At 27.5% G+C, this 20,083-nt stretch carries 18 protein-coding genes; 2 read left to right on the top strand and 16 right to left on the bottom strand.

Annotation, left to right across the window (positions count from 1 at the left end):
• Nucleotides 1-8: 8 nt before the first annotated feature.
• From J2Z24_RS02435 to J2Z24_RS02370, 14 genes are all read right to left on the bottom strand, one after another.
• On the bottom strand, nt 9-2,780 hold the full coding sequence (locus J2Z24_RS02435) for a calcium-translocating P-type ATPase, PMCA-type (protein WP_035151624.1): 2,772 nt from the start codon (nt 2,778-2,780) through the stop codon (nt 9-11).
• A 117-nt stretch (nt 2,781-2,897) separates the two neighbouring features.
• Nucleotides 2,898-3,506 (bottom strand): TerD family protein, encoded by a 609-nt coding sequence (locus J2Z24_RS02430; protein WP_035151622.1) that lies wholly within the window; start codon nt 3,504-3,506, stop codon nt 2,898-2,900.
• A gap of 39 nt (nt 3,507-3,545) precedes the next feature.
• Nucleotides 3,546-4,124 (bottom strand): TerD family protein, encoded by a 579-nt coding sequence (locus tag J2Z24_RS02425; RefSeq protein ID WP_035151621.1) that lies wholly within the window; start codon nt 4,122-4,124, stop codon nt 3,546-3,548.
• 70 nt (nt 4,125-4,194) lie between these two features.
• Nucleotides 4,195-4,773, bottom strand: coding sequence for a TerD family protein (locus J2Z24_RS02420; RefSeq protein ID WP_035151619.1), 579 nt, complete (start codon nt 4,771-4,773; stop codon nt 4,195-4,197).
• A gap of 200 nt (nt 4,774-4,973) precedes the next feature.
• The gene (locus J2Z24_RS02415) at nt 4,974-5,339 is read right to left on the bottom strand and encodes a DUF4363 family protein (protein ID WP_035151615.1); all 366 of its coding nucleotides are present in this window, start codon (nt 5,337-5,339) and stop codon (nt 4,974-4,976) included.
• Between the two features lie 12 nt (nt 5,340-5,351).
• Nucleotides 5,352-6,080, bottom strand: a complete 729-nt coding sequence (locus J2Z24_RS02410; RefSeq protein WP_035151613.1) for a DUF421 domain-containing protein — start codon at nt 6,078-6,080, stop codon at nt 5,352-5,354.
• A gap of 170 nt (nt 6,081-6,250) precedes the next feature.
• The gene (locus tag J2Z24_RS02405; protein WP_035151610.1) at nt 6,251-8,113 is read right to left on the bottom strand and encodes a PAS domain-containing sensor histidine kinase; all 1,863 of its coding nucleotides are present in this window, start codon (nt 8,111-8,113) and stop codon (nt 6,251-6,253) included.
• 77 nt (nt 8,114-8,190) lie between these two features.
• Nucleotides 8,191-8,328 (bottom strand): cyclic lactone autoinducer peptide, encoded by a 138-nt coding sequence (locus tag J2Z24_RS02400; protein ID WP_085059165.1) that lies wholly within the window; start codon nt 8,326-8,328, stop codon nt 8,191-8,193.
• Nucleotides 8,329-8,423: 95 nt separating this feature from the next.
• Nucleotides 8,424-9,068 (bottom strand): accessory gene regulator ArgB-like protein, encoded by a 645-nt coding sequence (locus J2Z24_RS02395; protein ID WP_035151607.1) that lies wholly within the window; start codon nt 9,066-9,068, stop codon nt 8,424-8,426.
• On the bottom strand, nt 9,055-9,531 hold the full coding sequence (locus J2Z24_RS02390) for a hypothetical protein (protein WP_035151604.1): 477 nt from the start codon (nt 9,529-9,531) through the stop codon (nt 9,055-9,057). Before J2Z24_RS02390 ends, J2Z24_RS02395 begins: the two co-directional genes overlap by 14 nt.
• A gap of 478 nt (nt 9,532-10,009) precedes the next feature.
• On the bottom strand, nt 10,010-10,462 hold the full coding sequence (locus tag J2Z24_RS02385; protein ID WP_035151602.1) for a hypothetical protein: 453 nt from the start codon (nt 10,460-10,462) through the stop codon (nt 10,010-10,012).
• Nucleotides 10,463-10,606: 144 nt separating this feature from the next.
• Entirely contained in the window at nt 10,607-11,116 is a 510-nt protein-coding gene (locus J2Z24_RS02380; protein WP_035151599.1) for a GNAT family N-acetyltransferase, read from the bottom strand.
• Nucleotides 11,117-11,372: 256 nt separating this feature from the next.
• Nucleotides 11,373-12,500: a toxic anion resistance protein gene (locus J2Z24_RS02375; protein ID WP_035151596.1), complete on the bottom strand. Its 1,128-nt coding sequence runs from the start codon at nt 12,498-12,500 to the stop codon at nt 11,373-11,375.
• Nucleotides 12,501-12,515: 15 nt separating this feature from the next.
• Nucleotides 12,516-14,042 carry a YceG family protein gene (locus J2Z24_RS02370; protein WP_035151594.1) on the bottom strand — a complete coding sequence of 509 codons (1,527 nt, stop codon included), beginning with the start codon at nt 14,040-14,042 and terminating at the stop codon, nt 12,516-12,518.
• Nucleotides 14,043-14,382: 340 nt separating this feature from the next.
• Between J2Z24_RS02370 and J2Z24_RS02365 the strand changes: the two genes are divergently transcribed.
• On the top strand, nt 14,383-15,084 hold the full coding sequence (locus J2Z24_RS02365) for a response regulator transcription factor (protein WP_035151592.1): 702 nt from the start codon (nt 14,383-14,385) through the stop codon (nt 15,082-15,084).
• Nucleotides 15,074-16,993, top strand: coding sequence for a sensor histidine kinase (locus J2Z24_RS02360; protein WP_051593424.1), 1,920 nt, complete (start codon nt 15,074-15,076; stop codon nt 16,991-16,993). The genes J2Z24_RS02365 and J2Z24_RS02360 overlap by 11 nt, the downstream gene beginning before the upstream one ends.
• 267 nt (nt 16,994-17,260) lie before the next feature.
• Here J2Z24_RS02360 and J2Z24_RS02355 read toward each other — a convergent pair whose 3' ends face one another.
• A complete protein-coding gene (locus tag J2Z24_RS02355; RefSeq protein ID WP_035151590.1) occupies nt 17,261-18,160 on the bottom strand; it encodes a fumarylacetoacetate hydrolase family protein in 900 nt (299 codons plus the stop codon).
• 135 nt (nt 18,161-18,295) lie between these two features.
• A complete protein-coding gene (locus tag J2Z24_RS02350; protein ID WP_035151588.1) occupies nt 18,296-19,804 on the bottom strand; it encodes a DUF1846 domain-containing protein in 1,509 nt (502 codons plus the stop codon).
• Nucleotides 19,805-20,083: the final 279 nt, after the last annotated feature.

Raw genomic sequence — 20,083 nt, 5'->3', positions numbered from 1 at the left:
AACTTTATTTATGAATTTATACCCATAGAATCTTCAACAATCTTGTTGCTTGTAGGTATAAATAGTCTTAATACAACCTTTACTATTTCATTTACAACTATAACCAATGCAGATAACCCTATAATCTTAAGCCACATATTAACACTTAATGGTACTGCATTAAAGAAATTAGAAAACATTTCTGTAATTACAATCTGTACTATTGCTGTAATTGATATAATTTTTATAGCAATAGTATTCTTTGTAAAATAAGGTATAATGCTATCTAATCCAAATTCTCTGCAGTTAAATGCATTGAATAAGGCACTAAAAGCAAATATTCCGAATAAAACAGTTTCCATTTCACTAGCTTTTCCAACCATAGTTGTAGATGCACCTAATATATTAAACTTCATTTGAATGAGTATTATGGCTGTAATATATGATGCATTTAAAATCATACTAGTGATCATTGACTTAGTAATTATACTTGAATTTCTATTTATAGGTTTCTTGTTAAGTACTTTTTCTCTTACAGCTTCTAATCCTAATGACAAGGCTGGTGGACCATCCATAATTATATTTACCCATAATAATTGTATTGTGGTAAATGGCATATCAAAATCGAAAATAACTGATAATATAGCAGTTAAAAATGCAACGATATTTACTGTAATCTGGAACTGTATAAACCTCTGGAAATTCTCATAAATTCCACGTCCCCATTTTATTCCTTGAACAATTGTACCAAAGCTATCATCAGTTAATATTATATCTGCAGCATTCTTACTAACTTCTGTTCCCGCTATACCCATAGCAATTCCAACGTCTGCTTTTGTAAGCGCTGGTGCATCATTAATACCATCACCAGTAACTGCAACTACTTCTTCATTAGCTTGTAAAGCTTGAACTATTCTCATTTTAGTATCTGGCTTTGAACGTGCTACGATAGCAATATTTTTTATTTCCTCTTTTAATTCATCATCAGATAAGGTATCAATATAAGTTGCCTCAACAGCTTTTTTGCCATCTTTAAGCATGCCTAATTCTTCTCCTATGGCAATTGCTGTATTTATATTATCACCTGTAAGCATCTTAGTTTCTACACCTGCTTTATAGGCAGTTAAAACAGCTTCTTTAACTTCTGATCTTAGTGGATCTTTAATCCCAACAAATCCTGTAAAAATAAGTTCATCTTCAATTACTCCAGCTTCACTACTTATAGCTACTTCTTCATTAATCATCTTATATGCAAAACCAAGTACACGCATAGATTGTCTTTGAAGTTTTTCTATCTCATTTAATATTTCTTGTCTTCTTTCAGGAGTTATTTTTACTTGTTCTTTATTAATGCTTTCATAACGGCAGTTTTCTAATACTACTTCTGGAGCTCCCTTAGTCAGTACGGCACAATTTTCACCATCACAATTCATTATTGTAATCATTTTTTTTGTTTTAGAACTAAAAGGTACTTGATGGATAATTTCTGCCTCTTCTCTATTTTTTATGTAATCATGATCTTTATGATGAAGAAGTAAAGCACACTCAGTAGCACTTCCTAAGTATTTCACTTCATTTCCATCAAACTCCAAATCTGCTGTTGAATTAATTAAGCAATTTTCAACAAAATAGCTAGTATGCTCCATCTCAGGATCATCAACATAATGTCCATTCATATAAACTTTTTCAACAGACATTCTATTTTGTGTTAAAGTTCCAGTTTTATCAGAACATATTACACTAACGGACCCTATAGTTTCACATGCTTCTTTCTTTGTTACCAATGCATTTATCTTGGCCATTTTCTGCATTGTTATTGCCAATGTTATATTTATCATAGTAGGCAATCCTTCTGGTACTGCTGCAACTATTAAAGCAATACAGACAATAAATGCTCTTTTTATAGGTTCTATTGAATTTAAAAAAGGTAGTATGCCACTAGTATCAATATTTAAAGTTTTTGCCATGAACATTTTACTAAACATTATTATAAAAAGTCCTAAGGCTATAACACTTGATACCTTTGAAATAGTTCCACCTAATTTTCCTAATTTAATTTGTAATGGTGTTTCTACATCACTTTCTTCTAAATTCTGAGCAATCTTTCCCATTTCCGAGTTATCACCAGTTACAGTAACTACAAATTTACCTCTTCCATAAGCAACTAATGTTCCACCAAACACCATATTAACTTGTTTAGCTGGTATAGGATCTTGAACTATAGTTTCATTATCTTTTCCTTTGATTGTCTCCATCTGAACAATTGCTTCTGCATTCTTACTTACATCATCTGATTCACCAGTAAGCATATCTTCTCTAACTTTCAACTCTAAGCTTTCAATTAATCTACCATCTGCTGGTATCATGTCTCCTGTTTCAATAAAAACTATGTCCCCTGGAACTAGCTGACTTTTTGTTATTTCAACTATTTCACCATTTCTAAGTACTTTTACAGATATATTTTCCGTAAGCTTAGATAAAGCTTCTGCTGCTTTTTTAGATTTTCCTTCTGTCACAATTCCTATGGTAATTCCAATTGCTACGGCACATACAATACCAATTGCATCATGTACCTCTCCAATAATAGCACTAACCGCAGCTGCAATTAAAAGAATAACCATCATAGTTTCAGACAATGCTTCTTTTATATCATCCCATATTGAACTCTCTTCTTTCTTGGAAAACTCATTTAACCCATATTTTTCAAGTCTTTCTTTTACTTCCTCTTCCGACAATCCTTTATGCTCATTTACGCTTAAGCTTTTCAGCACATTAGATGATTTCTCTTTGAAATATTTCATCCATTTACCGCCTTTCACAAATTTTCATATGTATAATATTCATTAACTATGATTATGTAAGAAGAAGATATAATTACATTATTATAATTATATCTTTCTTATATTACTTCTATTAGCTTAACAATACTTTGCTACAATTGACTTTAATGAATCGTCATTTGTTCCTTCTCCAATAGCAGCAAATTTCCAACCATCTCCATGTCTATAAATTTCTCCTGTAATCAAACAAGTTTTTGCTGAATAATCATCTGATAGATTATATTTTATAAACTCTTGTCTTGTTGTAGAATTTACCACACGGATATATGCATTTCTAATTAATCCAAAGTGTTGATTTCTTCTTGTACAATCATAAATGTTAACTACAAAAACAAGCTTATTAATCTTTTTAGGAACCTTAGATAAATCTACAAGGATTTGTTCATCATCTCCATCTCCATCTCCGGTTAAATTGTCTCCCGTATGTCGTACACTTCCACATGCGCTTTTTAGATTTCCAAAGTATACTATATCTCTGTTAGAAGTTAATTTATCATTAGCATCTAACATAATTACAGAAGCATCACAATCTATGTTTTCAGGAGCTTTTCTAAAAATTCCTCCTAATAAACCTTTACCTTCAGCTTGTGCAACTGGATCCCATCCTAATCCTATCATTATTTTTGAAAGACTAGCTTCGCCTTTTGACAAATCAACTTTTTGTCCTTTTTGTAAATTTACTGTCATTTAAGTATCCCCCTCATTTAAATTTCGTCATTATCTATATTAAACATTGATGCCAAAATTTAAGCATAATGCTCTAAGTCCACCTTTAAATCCACTTCCTATAGCATTAAATTTCCACTCAGAGTTATGTCTGTAAAGTTCTCCTACAACCACTGCTGTTTCCACACTAAAATCTTCTCCAAGATCATATCTTATAAGTTCTTCACCTGTCTCTTCTTTAAATAATCTTATATAAGAATTTGAAACTTGTCCAAAATTCTGTTTTCTGGCCTCAGCTTCATGTATTGTAACTGTAAATGCTATCTTGTGAATATTTTGGGGTACTTTAGACAAATCAACAATGATTTGTTCATCATCCCCGTCTCCTTCTCCTGTCAAATTATCTCCCATATGAATAACTGAATCTGTATAATGCTTTAAATTATTATAAAAAACAAAATCTTCATCACTATTTACTTTGCCAGAAGGGCCTAATAGAAATGCTGCTGCGTCTAAATCAAAATCTGCTGCTCCATCATATTTGTTAGTGTCCCATCCTAATCCTACTGTAACTTTTACTAAATTATCACTGCCTTTTGTTAAGTCAACCTTCTGACCTTTTTGTAAACTAATTGCCATAAGAAATTAACCTTCTTTCTATGAAATTATATTAAACTATGTCAATTCTACAACATAACTGTAGAATTAACTAAACATTTATTCCAAAGTTTCTACATAAAGCGGATAATCCTCCTTGGAAACCACTGCCTATAGCATTGAACTTCCATTCAGACCCATGTCTATATATTTCCGCTACAACTACTGCTGTTTCAATACTAAAATCTTCTCCTAAATCATATCTTACTAATTCTTCTCCAGTTTCTTCATTAAAAATTCTTATATATGCATTAGATACTTGTCCAAAGTTTTGTCTTCTAGCTTCTGCATCATGTATTGTTACTGTAAAATCTATTTTATTAACTTCAGCTGGTACACTAGCAAGTTGAACTTTTACTTGTTCATCATCTCCGTCACCTGCACCAGTTAAATTATCTCCCATATGCATTACAGCTCCTGATGTATGTGTAGCATTATTATAAAAAATAAAATCTTGTTCATTATTTACCTTACCGGAGTCATTTAAAAGAAATACTGCTGCATCTAAATCAAAATCAAATCCTCCATCATATTTGTTTACATCCCAACCAAGTCCTACTATAACTTTTTTTAATCCTGGATTGGTCTTTGTTAGATCTACTTTTTGACCTTTTTGTAAACTTATAGCCATTTTTTTACCCTCTTTCCTTAAATTCTCTGTTTAATTATGATAAAAATCCTTTTGAAAATATCTTACTATATTGTAATAAAAAATACAACCTAGCATCTTATGTTTACAGACATTTATTCAATTATAAAAATTGACTTGCTCACCATAAACCTAGTTCTTTAATAAGTTCTATTAGAAGCTAAGAATGATTTGACTTAAAACTATCTTCCTAGTCCATTATAATGCTCATAAGCAGCATTTAATTCTATTAATGCTGAAGCTTTATCTTGGGCAGAAACAGCTCCTTTAATACGTGCTATACTTGCGCTTAATGCATTTATTTCATCTCTCTCTGAACTAAACTGTACTCTTTTAATAACTTTATTCCATGCATCATATAGTTGCTCAGTATTTTTATAAGCCTCTTTCCATTCCTCTTTATTTACATTTTCCATAACTATACCTATTGATTCTGGTACATTGTCATCCTTTCCTAATGGACGCTTTAAATAATTCCCACTAAGCATTACTACTATGAAAAAAACTAGTGTTACTATTGGAATAGATATAACTAAAAATTTTCTCATGTGAGTTCCTCCTTAAAATGGCCCTTTATAATCACCAATATCTCTTAGATTATTAATATGATCATCATATTTATCTACATAAAATTTCCCTGAATTATCTACAGTAGCTAAAAAAACCTCAGATGGATCTTTTATTCCATGTTTTTTTAGCTCATTATTAAGCCATTTTCTATCTCTATTAAGTTGTCTTAAGTTTAAATCAAAAACCATGCCGTCATATATTACTTCTGTACTTATATCGGCTGGTGAAGTATATATATTCATATCTTTAGGAGTTAATGGCTGATGTTCTGATTTTTTAAGTACAGAAATTTGACCATTAGGCTCTATAATTGCATATTCAACTTGATCCAAATCAAAAATATCCTTATTCCTAAGTAATTCTAAAATATCTGATACCCTGTATCTAACCTTTTTCAATTCATTCTCTAATATTTTGCCATTCACAATTATAATTGTAGGTTGACCATCTATATACTTTCCTGCATATCTCCATTTCATAGCTACCCATTCCATTACAAAACCTAATATTGACCATGTGAATAAACCAACCCAATGTGGCCATGCTCTACTAGATAAATCTGTAGTTAATGTAGCAGCAATAGAACCTATAGTTATTCCTAATACATAATCGAAAAAATTTAACTGACTTATTTGCTGCTTTCCTAAAGCTCTTGCAAAAATAAAAAGCGAGAAAAATCCTATAATGGATCTTACTGCAGCTACTAATCCCTCACTCACTTACATATCCTCCGCATCATCTATTATAAATTTATTTTTTAACATAAATTTATTATTTGATATAAATTTATATTTATACTAAAAAATTAAAAGCCTTATATACATTAATGTACATAAAGCTCATACTTAACAATATTGAAAAATATATATTTTAAAATTATCAAAACATATTAAGTAGGTGTAACATCGGAATAAATATCCGAAAACTCTATACTAATACTTTCTATATTTGCTTCATATAAAGAATCTTTCTTACACACTTCCTCTTTTGTGCTTTTAGCTGGAAGCCTAATAAGAAACTCACTTCCTTCTCCTAATTTGCTCTTAACCTGTATACTTCCTCCATGCATTTCTACAAAAGATTTTACTAGGTATAGTCCTATTCCACTTCCTTCACGATTTCTTCTAAAAGTCTTATTTACTTGTCCAAACCTCTCAAATATAAGTTGAAGCTTATCTTTAGGTATACCTATTCCTGTATCTTTTATAGATATAAGAATATCACTTCCCATATCTTTAACTTGTACATATATATTACCACCAGGATTTGTAAACTTTATAGCATTAGAAAGTATGTTAAGAACTATTCTCTCAATTTTATCTGGATCAAAGGCCATAATCTTTTCCTCTATATCAGTATCAAAAGTAAGTTTTAGTCCCTTACTTTCTACATATGTCACTACAGACATAGTGATTTCTTCTACTATATTAACAATATTATCATTTTCAACATTAAGCCTAAGAAAACCTGATTCAAGCCTTGTGACATCTAATAAATTATTGATAAGCCTCATTAGCCTATAACAATTTTGTTTCATTACTTTAAGATACTTATCTCGATTTTGAATATTATCTTTTTCTTCATTATTATATATATTTAACAGCTGAACTGCACTGAATATAACATTTAACGGAGTTTTTAACTCATGAGATATATTTGATAAAAATTCAGTAATTAACTTATTAACTTCACGAGTTTCATTTAACAATTCAATATTTTTTTCTACATCTTTTTGAAGTTTTTCTACTTGCTTTTCTGAAGTAATATCATGAAGAATACTTAGTATAGTTAGCTTCCCTTCATATACAAAATAAGTAGAAGTATTTTGCATTATAATAATACTCCCATCGCTTTTAAGTACTTTTTCTTCAAAACTTAACATAGATGTTTTTCTATCATATATTTCCCCAAAGATATTTTTCATCTTATCTCTCTCATCAGTAGGTATAAATTCAAGAATAGACTTTCCAATTATATCTTCCACACTATTAAATCCCAATACTTCCACAGCACTTTCATTTCCAAAAATTAAATTTCCATCTCTGTGAACCATAATAGCATCTCTTGAATTATTAATTAATAGATTATAACAGGTCTCATTTTTAAAAAGCATTTTTTCTATATATCTTCTTTGTTGATCTTTTTTATTTAACTCTTCATTTAACTCCTTTAGCTGCAAATCTTTTCTTGCTAAATTTTCACTTTCTATTTTTACATAATATCCAAGTGGCCAAGCTGTTAAAATAAATACTCCTGCTAAAATTAAGTCATTTTCAAAATATACATTAACTCCATTACTAGGTCCATAGACCAAATCTATAATAAGTATTATTGCAGAAGAAACAACTGCCATAATTATTCCTGATTTCATCCCAAGCTGTATAGTAGATGTAATTATTATAAATAAAAATAAGAACTTATACTGACTTTCACATGTATTTGATACTACAATTAATACTGAAAAAATTATAATGAAAAAAAAATTTTCTATCATATGAACTTTCTTTGTACTTTTAGAATTAAATATTTTTATAGAAAAAAATGCCCATATACAATAAATTATAGCTACAACACATGCTAGCAATGTAAATGCAACGGCATTAAAATAACCATTCTTTCCAATGGTTATAACTTCTTTTACCGCAAATAATCTATTATAAATTATAATAGATGAAAAAAGTAATGATGCTAGCTTAACAATAGATATAATGCTATGTATATTATTTTCATTACTATCATTAAAATGAATCATTTTATCACATCCACTAACAAATTATTAAAAATATAAGGATCAAAATGATCCTTATATTTTTACTGATTAAACTACGACTACTTTTCTCTAAGGCATTTTGGTTCCTTAGGTTGATAGAATCCCCATCCGCAAGCAGATGCTGATGTTGCAAATGCAATAACAGTAAATATACTTGCTCCTAAAGTTACTATGCCTTTCATCAATTTGTTTTTCATTTTGGTATCCCCCTTGATTAATTATATATTATTTGAAAATTGATTTACTTAATTTTTAAATAAGTAAAATCAATCAACAAATTCAAAATAAATATTTATATTATATTAAATACTTTATCTAACTTAGTTAGTAAATCATGTGCCATAGGTGTTAAAGTAAATGCTTGCCAAATACATCCTATATATATTGATTGAATAACATTTAAAATAATATTGTAATCTTTTTTTATATAAATAATTGATAACATAATTGCTATAGTAGCAAATATATTAAGTGCTAAAATTGAATATCTTTTTAGGCGTTTCCTTGTTTCAACTTTTTTAATGGGCTTTGCGGCACTATCTACAGGTGCAAATTTAATAATAATATAATAGCTTATAACAAAACATATTATTCCTAATATGTAAGTCCATCTAATTCCTAAAAGATAGAATCCATTATGTATAATAATAGCAAACAATACAGATACTATTGTTCCTATAATTATACAACGATTTGGTGTAGAAGCATGTACCCCTCCTGAATACTTTCTTAAAATTCCAATAGCAAAAGAGATAACTACGGCTTCTAATAGCACTCCAAAAACAGCACCAAATATTATAACAGATAAAATTGAGAAAAAAACTTGTAAAAAATTAAAAGCGCCATATGCTATTACTTCTTCTTGATCCTTATCTAATTTTAGTTTCAGAGCAAGCACATGTCCTATCTTATCTGAAAATCTCTCAATCCAATACATCTTTTATCCCTCTTTTTTTCTTGCATATAATCATATGAATACAAAGTATAACAATAGAAAATAATATTAAAGATATTATTCCATATCCAACTTTCATTACAGAATTATTTAATACTGTATTCATATCCAGTTTTAAAAATTTATTAATAACTATAACATTTACGGCTTCACATGCTGATAAAGTAAAAGTAGAAATTAGCACAGCCATAATAGATTTATTAATTGATATATCATTTGCTAAAGAGCTTATTAATATAGCTATTATAATATTAAGAATTGTATGAACCCCATAATGTATAGGAAATAACCTTATTATATAAACGCCTATTGCTAATAATAAACTAGAAATAATATAAATCTTTTTGTTAACTTTTTTCTCATCAAATACATATGCCATTAAAATAATCAAAAACCCTTCTGGAACAATCCTAAAAAGAAATTCTATTAAGGATATCTTTAACATGTTATTATCCCTTTCTTCCATTTATTCTTATGTATTATAATATAAAATCTATCTATGTAAAATATTAATTTATTTTACTTTATTAAGTAATTATATCATTTTATTTGTATAAAATAAATACCTTTTTATTTTTTTACAAATTAAGTCAACTTTTTCGTGCATAACTACTTATATTTTTCATATTCCATGTTTCAACTTTATTAACTTTTTATACTCTCATTTACAAATTTAATAGATTACTTATTTTTTTATAATTATGCATATATAGTCACTTTTCCCCCTTTACTTCTTCAATCATATTTGTCCATCTATAATTAATAATACTATTAATTTATTTTAAATCATCCAAAATTTCCTGTCTATAACATTTATAACTTAAAAATATATTATAAATTATAGAAAGCATAGAAATACTATTAAAATTTAATAATATTTCTATGCTTAAATAAAACAATGTGATTTTTTATAACTTATTGATCTACAAAAATTTATTCATTAGTTTAGAAAGTTCTGCTTCTTTACTATCACTTAAATTGAAATGCTTTCCTAAAGCTTTTATTATTGCTTCTCTCTTACTTGGATCTAATAAATCCTCAGGTTTTATTCCCAAAGACTCTAAAATCATTCGCATAAATTTACCACTTATACCAAAAAAATTTGCAACTTTACCAACAGCACCGTCAATTTTATCTTGTGTCAATCCTCTACTTATTATATAATTTTCTCTTTCTGCCATAATATTAGATAAATCACTAGCTTTATAACTATAGTTACCTTTTGAAAGATGTTTCTTTTCCTTTATTGTTCCATTTAAAATTTTTTCAAAAGAATTTGCATCTGAGCCTTCAAAATGAGAAGTTTCTATACCTTTTTTAGTTTTATTAATCTCTTTATAATCTTTTAAAGTACGTATGCTATTGTTAAATTCCATATACATCCCCCCCAAATTTTATAAAACATTATATAAATATGTAAAAATACAACTATATTGTTTATCGTTCACAAAATAAAAAATTTATATGTAAATATAAATTTTTTAAAGTCGCATGTAACATACATACGACTTTTATTACTTTTATGACGCTAATTTTAAAAATTCTTTCATAGACATACAATATTGTATTTCTCTAGGTAACTTCTTTTCTTCTGTAAATCCAACTTTTTTGAACACCCTTCTAGATCTTTCATTTTTGAAATTAATTTTTGCAACTACTTCATCTACTCTCCATTCAAAAAAAGCATACTTTAATCCTTGTAAAATTGCATTAGTTCCTAATCCTTTTCCCCATTTTTCCCTGTCCCCAATTACTACTACCATTTCCGCTCCAGCAATTTTAGGTACAAGCCTTAGAAATCCAACTGATTCTTTTTCACTTGTTGTTATCATAAAAAAACTTCCATCTTGATTGAATAAATGAGTAAGAATAGGCATATTGATTCTATATATTATGTCTTTCACACTTTTACTAACATTTTGCCTTTCATTTAAATACTTAATTACTTCATTGTCCTTTAGCCAATCAACAATTTTCCATGCATCAGATTTAAAAACTTCTTGACGCAGTTTCACATTATTGTTATACATCAGTGCAATCCTCCCTAACATAATAAAAAAGCCTATTACAGACACATTTCATTGTCTGACAATAGGTTTTTAGTTAATTCCCTGTAAATTATACTAATATATATAATTTTAGGCAAATGTTGTATTATGCTGTTAAATGAGCTACCCTTCGCTTACTATAATTTAGAAAGGAATACTTAGTAAAAAAGGCTTATTCCTTATGTATTCTTGTTTATAAGTTTTTCACTATTTATTATAGTAATAAATCACCTATAATTTAATAATTTTTCTTATTATTCATCATTTCATATTTTATTTCTTCTAATCTTTGAGAATTATTAGCTCTTTCAGCCCTATTTTGTTCTTGTATAACTTTTGTTTCCTCAATACCTTTCATTATAGTTGACCAAGTCTTTTCAAGTGTTTCCATATTTATTGAACTAGATCCTGTCATTCTTGTAATATTAACTGTCTGATTTGCTAAGTTTTCAGCATTTCTTAAAAGCAACTCATTAGTTTTATCATCAAGAGCTTTCAAGCTTTTAGCCTGCAATTCTTGTCTTTTAAGCATTATAGCTTGAGTCAAACATTGTTTAAATATAGGCAATGTAATTATAAATGCTGAATTTATTTTCCTAGTTAAATTAAAATTACTGAATTGTATACCTTGTATCATAGGAATTGTCTGTAAAGCAACATTCTCAGCTATTTTTAAGTCATAAACTCTTTGCTCCATCATTTCTAAAACTTTTCCTAAGGTTTGCACATTAGCAATATCTAGTTGATCTCCACTTTCATTTGCTATTCTTTGATACTCTGGAATCAACTCATTATTTAATTCTTCAAGCGCTAACTCTCCAGCTACTATAAATTTTTCTAATTCTTTATAATAGTTTATATTAGTCTCATACATCAACTTTAAATTTTTATTTGACTGTTCTATATCCTGCTCATACTTTTTTAAAGTAATGTATATTTTATCAACTTCTGATCCCATGGTTTGGTACTTTTGAAACATCAATTCAACTGAATTTTTTGCTTTTTTAAATAATCTTTGGAGCATAGATGGCTCCTTAACATCCTGTAATTCTTTTATATCAAACTTGTCCATTATCTTTGTTAGCTGTTTAATCATCTCTCCAGCTTCCTCTGCATTAACAGTTTTCATTGTAGAAAGTAAACTATCTGAAACCTTTGAAATTCCTTCCGCAGCTTCTTTTCCAAACATTAATATTGTATTTGGATCTTCAACATGTATTCTACTAGTTAAAGCTTCTACTTCTGGCATAGCTCTTAATTTACCTTTATAATTTTGAGTAAATTGTACAATGTCTTGATTTTCCAAGGATTCTATATCTCTATTATCTTTTTGAACATTTTCATTAAAATTTAATTCTCCATTCATTTTAGTATCCTCCTATTATCTAAAGAATTTTTGAAAAAAAGATTTCTTTTTAGTTTTCCTTTCTAAATCTAAATCAAAAACTATGTCCTCAAGTCTTATAACATTTAAATAATCAGTAGATATTTTTAGTTCAATATTATCTGTTGCATTCGGAGTTAATATAACTATATCTAACCCAATTCTATGTAACAAACCCAATAATAGGGCATCCTCATCTTCAAAGATCTCTCTATTTTTTAGATATATTATAATTTTAGGAATATATCCAGTATAATCATAGCAGTCTATTAATGTTAATATATTATCACTTAATAGAAGAACAGAAATTATTAATTTTAATATTTTTTTATCATCTATATCAAAATTAAATAGTCTTTTTTGACATAAGGTTTCGTCAATCTTATCAATTATAAAATCTTGTAATTCATTTCTCAAAATTTTTAACTTATTAAACATTTCATGACTCTTTAAAGCCTCTTTGTTTATAGTTTTATCTCTATTCAAACAAAAAGCCAAGGAATATAATTCCTGATTATTATAATCTTTATTTGTTAAATTTGTGCCTTCAATGAAGACATGAAATCTTGATTGTCTTAATTTATCGACCATATCTATGTATTCCGATAAATCTCTATAAACTCCAGAAATTTTATTTAAAAATATAGGAGTATAAACTAAATCTTTTTCTGTTCTAAATCCTGGACGAAGTCTTGATGGTTCATCCCAATAGGTTATCATATCTTCTATAATAGAATTCATAATTACAGGCTTAGTAAATCCATTCACATATTGCCATGGTCTATATATGCCTGTACCATTATATAAAGTTTCATCTAATTCATCTGAAGCTTTCTTTGCATATGTAGTTACCTTTTCTATTACAGCTCCATTAGCTACTCTTGTATTATAATCAATAACTTCAGATGTTTGTTGTTCTTCTATAATTTGAGAAAATTGTTTTCTATCTATCATTTCAAATACTGAATCTTTTTGAGGATTTAAATATAAAACATCAAATCCTATAAGTGCAAGTAACATTAAAAAATACACTTCATATTTCTTAATTTCCCCATAATATAAACATTTAGGAACTATATCTTCTGTCCATTGAATATTTTCAACATACTCATTTATCCAAAGCATAAGCTTAACAATAAAATTATTTCTTATAGTTGTATTTTTAAATGCTTCATTCTCTATTGCTATGGGTATTAATATACTTAGAGCCTTTCCTATTTTTATATTGGTTTCCTTAGATGATACAATATCTATATATTCATTTTCTATATTGATTACATTAATCTTATTTAATTTATCCATTATTGATTTTACTAAGTCTTCATTATATGGATTTTGTATTGTAGAAGTAAATATAATGCTCTTATTATTTAATTCTTTAAATTTACTATCTAAAAAGGCAATAGTATCGTTATAGTTTTGTTCATCTTTTATTCCTATGACTCTACAAAAATAATTACCTTCCCTTAAACTTAAAGGCTTAAATATATCTTCATATATATTACTAGCTTTAATTATTGGCAAAACCATTACCTCCTTACATAGAAGTTTTCATCATCAAATATTACATTCTAAATAATATATTATTTGCAAGTCTAGTAAAATTTTATATACCAATTATAACATAAAATTATATGTTCCCAAAATTAATAGACATATAAATATATTAGATTTGTAATTGTACGGAAATCTTCACTTTTATAACATATATTTTGTAACATATTGTCATTAATATAAAATTATAAGCTTCATTTTATGTTAATTCAACAATATTAATAATATTGTTTGTAATATATCTAAAATTGTAAGTATAATAAAAATAGATTCATATAAAGATCAATTTCCAAACAGGAGGCATTTAACCATGAGTAATTATAATGTACTGGTAGTAGATGATGAAAAAGAAATTAGAGATGCTATTGAGGTCTACTTAAGAACTACAGAAAATATAAACATAATAAAAGCATCTGATGGTCTAGAAGCTTTAGATGCTTTAAATAATAACGAAATACATGTAATAATATTGGATGTAATGATGCCAAAACTTGATGGTATAAGAACTTGTGTAAAAATAAGGGAAAGCAAAAACATTCCAATAATAATGTTATCTGCAAAAAGTGAAGATACAGATAAAATATTAGGACTAAACATAGGTGCTGATGATTATATAACTAAGCCATTTAACCCTTTAGAATTAATCGCTAGAGTAAAATCTCAACTTAGAAGATATATAGATTTAGGGAATTGTCCTAATAATGTACATGATGATGAAATTATTATTGATGAATTAGCTATTAATAAAGCTACTCATATTGTTACACTATATGGCAATGAAATAAAGTTAACTCCAATAGAATACGAAATATTATTACTTTTAGCTGAAAATAGAGGTAGAGTATTTCCTTCAAAAGAAATTTATGAAAGAGTTTGGAATGAACCTGCCTTTAGAAGCGAAAATACAGTATCTGTCCATATAAGAAGATTAAGAAAAAAAATAGAAATAAACACTAAAGAACCTAGATATATAAAAGTTGTGTGGGGAGTTGGATACAAAATTGAAAAATAGCACTATAAAAAATTCAAAATTTCTAGAGTTATTAGAGAAAACTGTTCCCTTGTTACTTATATTTATGATCTTTATTTCCATTAGCCTTTACGAAAATTTAAGAAATTTAAAGTATAATTATAACGAAATAAAATTTGTAGAAAATAAAATATTAGATGAAAAGAAAAACTTACAAAATATGGAAAATAGTAATACAGATATTAGTAATACTGATTGGATAAATTATAGTTTATGGATAAAAGAATGTGCTGGCTTCAGTAATATGTTTATATATAATCATACTAATAATTTAGAAATACTGTCTTTAACTCCTCAAAGAGAATTAGATATAATAAGTAGAAATTTTACAATTGCTCAAAATAACAAAAACTACGATAAATTTGTAAAATTTATTATAATTAATAAAAGTGAAGGCACATTTTTAACTAATGATATCCAAAACATAGACTTAATTAAAAAAAATATTAAAATATTCTCTAAAGAAAATGGTGAATTATATAATTATGTGTCAAATAGAGGAAAATGGTTTAATATAACTTATAATTCAGAAAGCGCTCCAGCCTATAAATATTATAATGAACGTAAACTTAAAAATCCAAGCAATTTTGTAGAAGCCTACTGGTTTCCCAAAAACTACTCATACTCTAAAGAAGATGAGGTTCTATTAAAAGATATTCTTCAATCAAACAAAAAAAATATAAAAGATGAAATAAATTATAACAATAATTACATTTCTGATATTAAAAATTACATGTATATGAATAAAATCTATATATTAATACATTTTTCTTTATTAATTATTATATTATTAATCTTATATTATCTAGGCAAAGGTAGGATATTAAGATCATTAAAAAATGCCTTTATAATAAAATTAATTAAATTTATAAATAATTGGTTTGATAACAAAAGTACCTTTTTTAAAATAATAATTTTTGTTTTGTCTAGTTCATTAATTCTTGTTCTAATTTATATGATGCTACTCAAAAGATCTTTTGGTATTTTATATACATCAACAATATTATTGTATTTGATATTCATATTTCCAAAAATTATCAAATTCTCTTTATATATTGATGAAATAATAAAAGGAATAGATAAAATAACTAACGGTGACCTAGAACATGTTATAGAAGAAAAAGGTGATAAATCTTTGTGCAGCTTAGCTCAAAACATAAATAAATTAAATAAAGGCTTTAAAGTATCTATTGAGGATCAAATAAAAAATGAAAAGTTGAAGAGTGAATTAGTAGCTAATGTATCTCATGATTTGAAAACTCCTCTTACATCAATAATAAATTATACTGATATATTATTAAGGGAAAATATCTCTGAAGAAGAAAAAGAAGATTTTCTAAAAATCCTCAATAAAAAAAGTTTAAAATTAAAGAAACTTATAGAAGACTTATTTGAAATCTCAAAAATAAATAGTGGAAAAATTCAATTAAATAAAGAAGAAGTAGATGTAATAGAACTTGTAAATCAATCCATAGCTGAATATTCAGATACAGAGATTTATACAGATAAAAATTTAAAATTCGTTGTTAAAACTTTTAAAGACAAGCTTCCTATGATTTTAGATGGTAATAGAATGTCTAGAGTTTTTGAAAACTTAATAAATAATGCCTTAAAATATTCATTAAACGATACAAGAGTTTTTGTAGAAATAGAAGAAATTAATAGAGGTATTAAACTGTCCTTCAAAAACACCTCTTCTGCTCCTCTTGACTTTGATAAAGAAGAAATATTTGAAAGATTTACTAGAGGTGATTCTTCTAGAAATTCGAACATCTCAGGAAATGGTTTAGGTCTTGCTATAGCCAAAAGCATAGTTGAACTACATGGTGGAATTATGTATGTTAATTTTGATGGAGACCTATTTAAATGTATAATAGAACTTTATCATTGAATGTAAACAACATAACATTCTTTATAAAGTAGCTTAGTTTTTTATATGCTCTATTCTTGTCAATGCTTTTTGATAATGCAATTTAAACTTGTGGGAAAATACCGGAGCCATTACATACATACTGCTGTAATGGCTCAAATTTTCTTTAATAGCCTTTGTCCATTCAGAACATACCTTAAGTATAAGATTAGAAAGATCACCTATAGCTCCTACTCCTCCAAAGAGAACATTATTATACGCTCATTTTATTATCCGTTAAAATGCTTCCTATTCTACTATATTTTTTAATATACCTATATTTTCAATTTCACATTCTACTATATCTCCAGACTTCATAAAGCGAGGAGGGTTAAATCCTAATCCAACACCGGAAGGAGTACCTGTAGCAATTATATCTCCAGGTTCTAAAGTGATTCCGTTAGAAATCTCGGAAATTATAGATGAAATATCCGCCAAAAAATGTTTAGTATTAGAATTCTGTCTTAATTCTCCATTTACTCTACTGCAAATATCTAGTTCAATTGGAAATGGTATTTCACTTTTGTGAACTATAACAGGTCCCAATGACGTAAATGTATCTAAACTTTTCCCTCTATACCATTGAAAATGCTGTTGTTGTAGATCTCTTGCAGAAATATCATTCATAATTGTATAACCAAAAATATAATCTTCCACCTGTTCCTTAGGAATATTTATACCTTTAGTACCAATAATAACTGCCAACTCCACTTCATAATCCAGTTGCTCATCAATATTTACATGACTTATTATAGTATCACCTGGTCCAATAGTCTCTGTTGCTCTTTTTGAAAAATAAACAGTGTTTTTAGCTTCCTTAAAACTTCCCTTATCAAAATTTTTCTTCGTTTCATCTAAATGTTCTTGATAGTTTACACCTACACAAATAATATCATGAACTGGTCTCTTAATTGGTGAACAAAGTTTAATAGTATTTATTGGATATATTATATAATTATCTGCACACTTATCAAATAAGCTATTTTCTATTTTTTCAATATCATAATTAGAAATATTTCTTATCAAATCATTCATATCATAAAAATCTTTGCTTAGCTTCATACTTGATAATTCTATTACAAAAGTACTATCTTTAGAAACAACTCCTAACTTTTCTTTATCTGCTTCCTTAAAACATATGAATTTCATTATACTGTACCTCCTGTAAATATAGAATATAAAAAATACAAAATAGACTATAAAAATAAAGAAAGGAACGATCTCAAAAAATGAAATTTTGAGATTGCTCCTTAATATTCAATACTTTTATAATATTACATATTATTAATTATTATAGTAAAGACTATCTGAAGGATATTCTGGATCACTAGTTACATCAATACCAAGTTTTCTAAAAGTCTGTTCATCATGTGTACTTAAAATTGTAGTTGAATGTGCTTGACATCCTTTTAGCATTGTTAGCTTCTCCATAGCTACTTGTGCTGTCGGATTTGTAGCTGCACAAATACTAAGAGCAATTAATACTTCTTCACAACTTAAAGCTGTATTCTTACTTCCTAAAGTTTTTGATTTTAAATTTATAATTGGCTCAAGTATAACTGGAGAAATAAGATGTATATCATCTGATATATTGGCAAAATGTTTAACAGCATTTAATATTACAGCTGCTGTTGCATCCATTACGTCTGAACTCTTACCTGTAAGTACTTTTCCATCATGAAGTTCTATTGCTACAACAGAGCAAACCTCATTTTTATTGGATATTTCCTTTAGTTTTGCTGCACGTTCTCTGGCTGGAACAACAACTTTTCTATCTTCTTGCTTAAGATTAAGTTCTTCCATAATAAGCTTAACTCTTTGAAAAGTTTCCTTATCTACATAACCTTTCTTATATTCACATCCTGTTTTAAAATATCTTCTTATTATTTCTTGTTTAGATGCTTCTTTAATAACCTCATCATCAACAATACCAAATCCAACTCTGTTAACACCCATATCTGTTGGTGATTTATATACAGATTCTTCTCCTGTTATTTTCTCTATAATTCTTTTAAGTACAGGGAATGTTTCAATATCACGATTATAATTTACAGCTATTTTATTGTATGCATCAACATGGAATGAATCAATCATATTTACATCCTTAAGATCTGCCGTTGCTGCTTCATATGCTATGTTTAAAGGATGTTTTAGAGGCACATTCCATACTGGGAATGTTTCAAATTTTGAATAGCCTGCCACTTTACCTTGTCTATATTCATGATATAACTGGCTAAGACAAGTTGCTAACTTACCGCTTCCTGGGCCTGGTGCTGTTACAACAACGATAGGTTTTGTTGTTTCAATATATGGATTTTTACCATATCCTTCATCACTTACAATTGTATCTACATCAGTAGGATATCCTTTAGTCGCTCTATGTTTATATACCTTTATTCCTCTACGTTCAAGCTTATTTATGAAAACAGTTGTTGCTGGTTGTCCATCATATCTTGTTATTACAACACTATTTACGTCTAAATCATAAGCTCTTAAATCATCAATTAATCTTAAAACGTCAATATCATATGTGATGCCAAAGTCTCCTCTTATTTTATTTCTTTCAATATCTCCTGCATATACACAAATAATAACTTCAACCTTTTCCCTTAATTCGTGTAATAACTTAATTTTTGCGTTTTCATCAAATCCTGGTAAAACCCTTTTAGCATGAAGGTCAAATAACAATTTCCCACCAAACTCTAGATACAGTTTGTCATAGTTATTAACCCTTTCTAAAATATATTTTGATTGTTCTTCTAGATACTTTTTATGATCAAATCCTATCTTCATTTTATACTCCTCACTATTCAAAATCATTATTTAACTATTTTATCATTAGCGTATTTTGACAAATACCAACAATAAACTTAGTTTTACAACTTTCTATTATTACACAATTTCTGTTTAAAGTAAATAACATTATTAGTTATCTTTAATAAATAAGGAGTATGAAATTTGGGCATTATACCAAATTTTATATCCGGGGCTGTCGCACTAAGAATAAAGGTCACGACATATTGTATTTGTTATTGACTTACAAAGCAATATATTGTATATAAATTTCTTAAT

It is taken from the genome of Clostridium tetanomorphum, from assembly GCF_017873215.1.
GTDB lineage: Bacteria > Bacillota > Clostridia > Clostridiales > Clostridiaceae > Clostridium_AO > Clostridium_AO tetanomorphum.
This window is presented reverse-complemented; position numbering and strand designations above follow the sequence as displayed.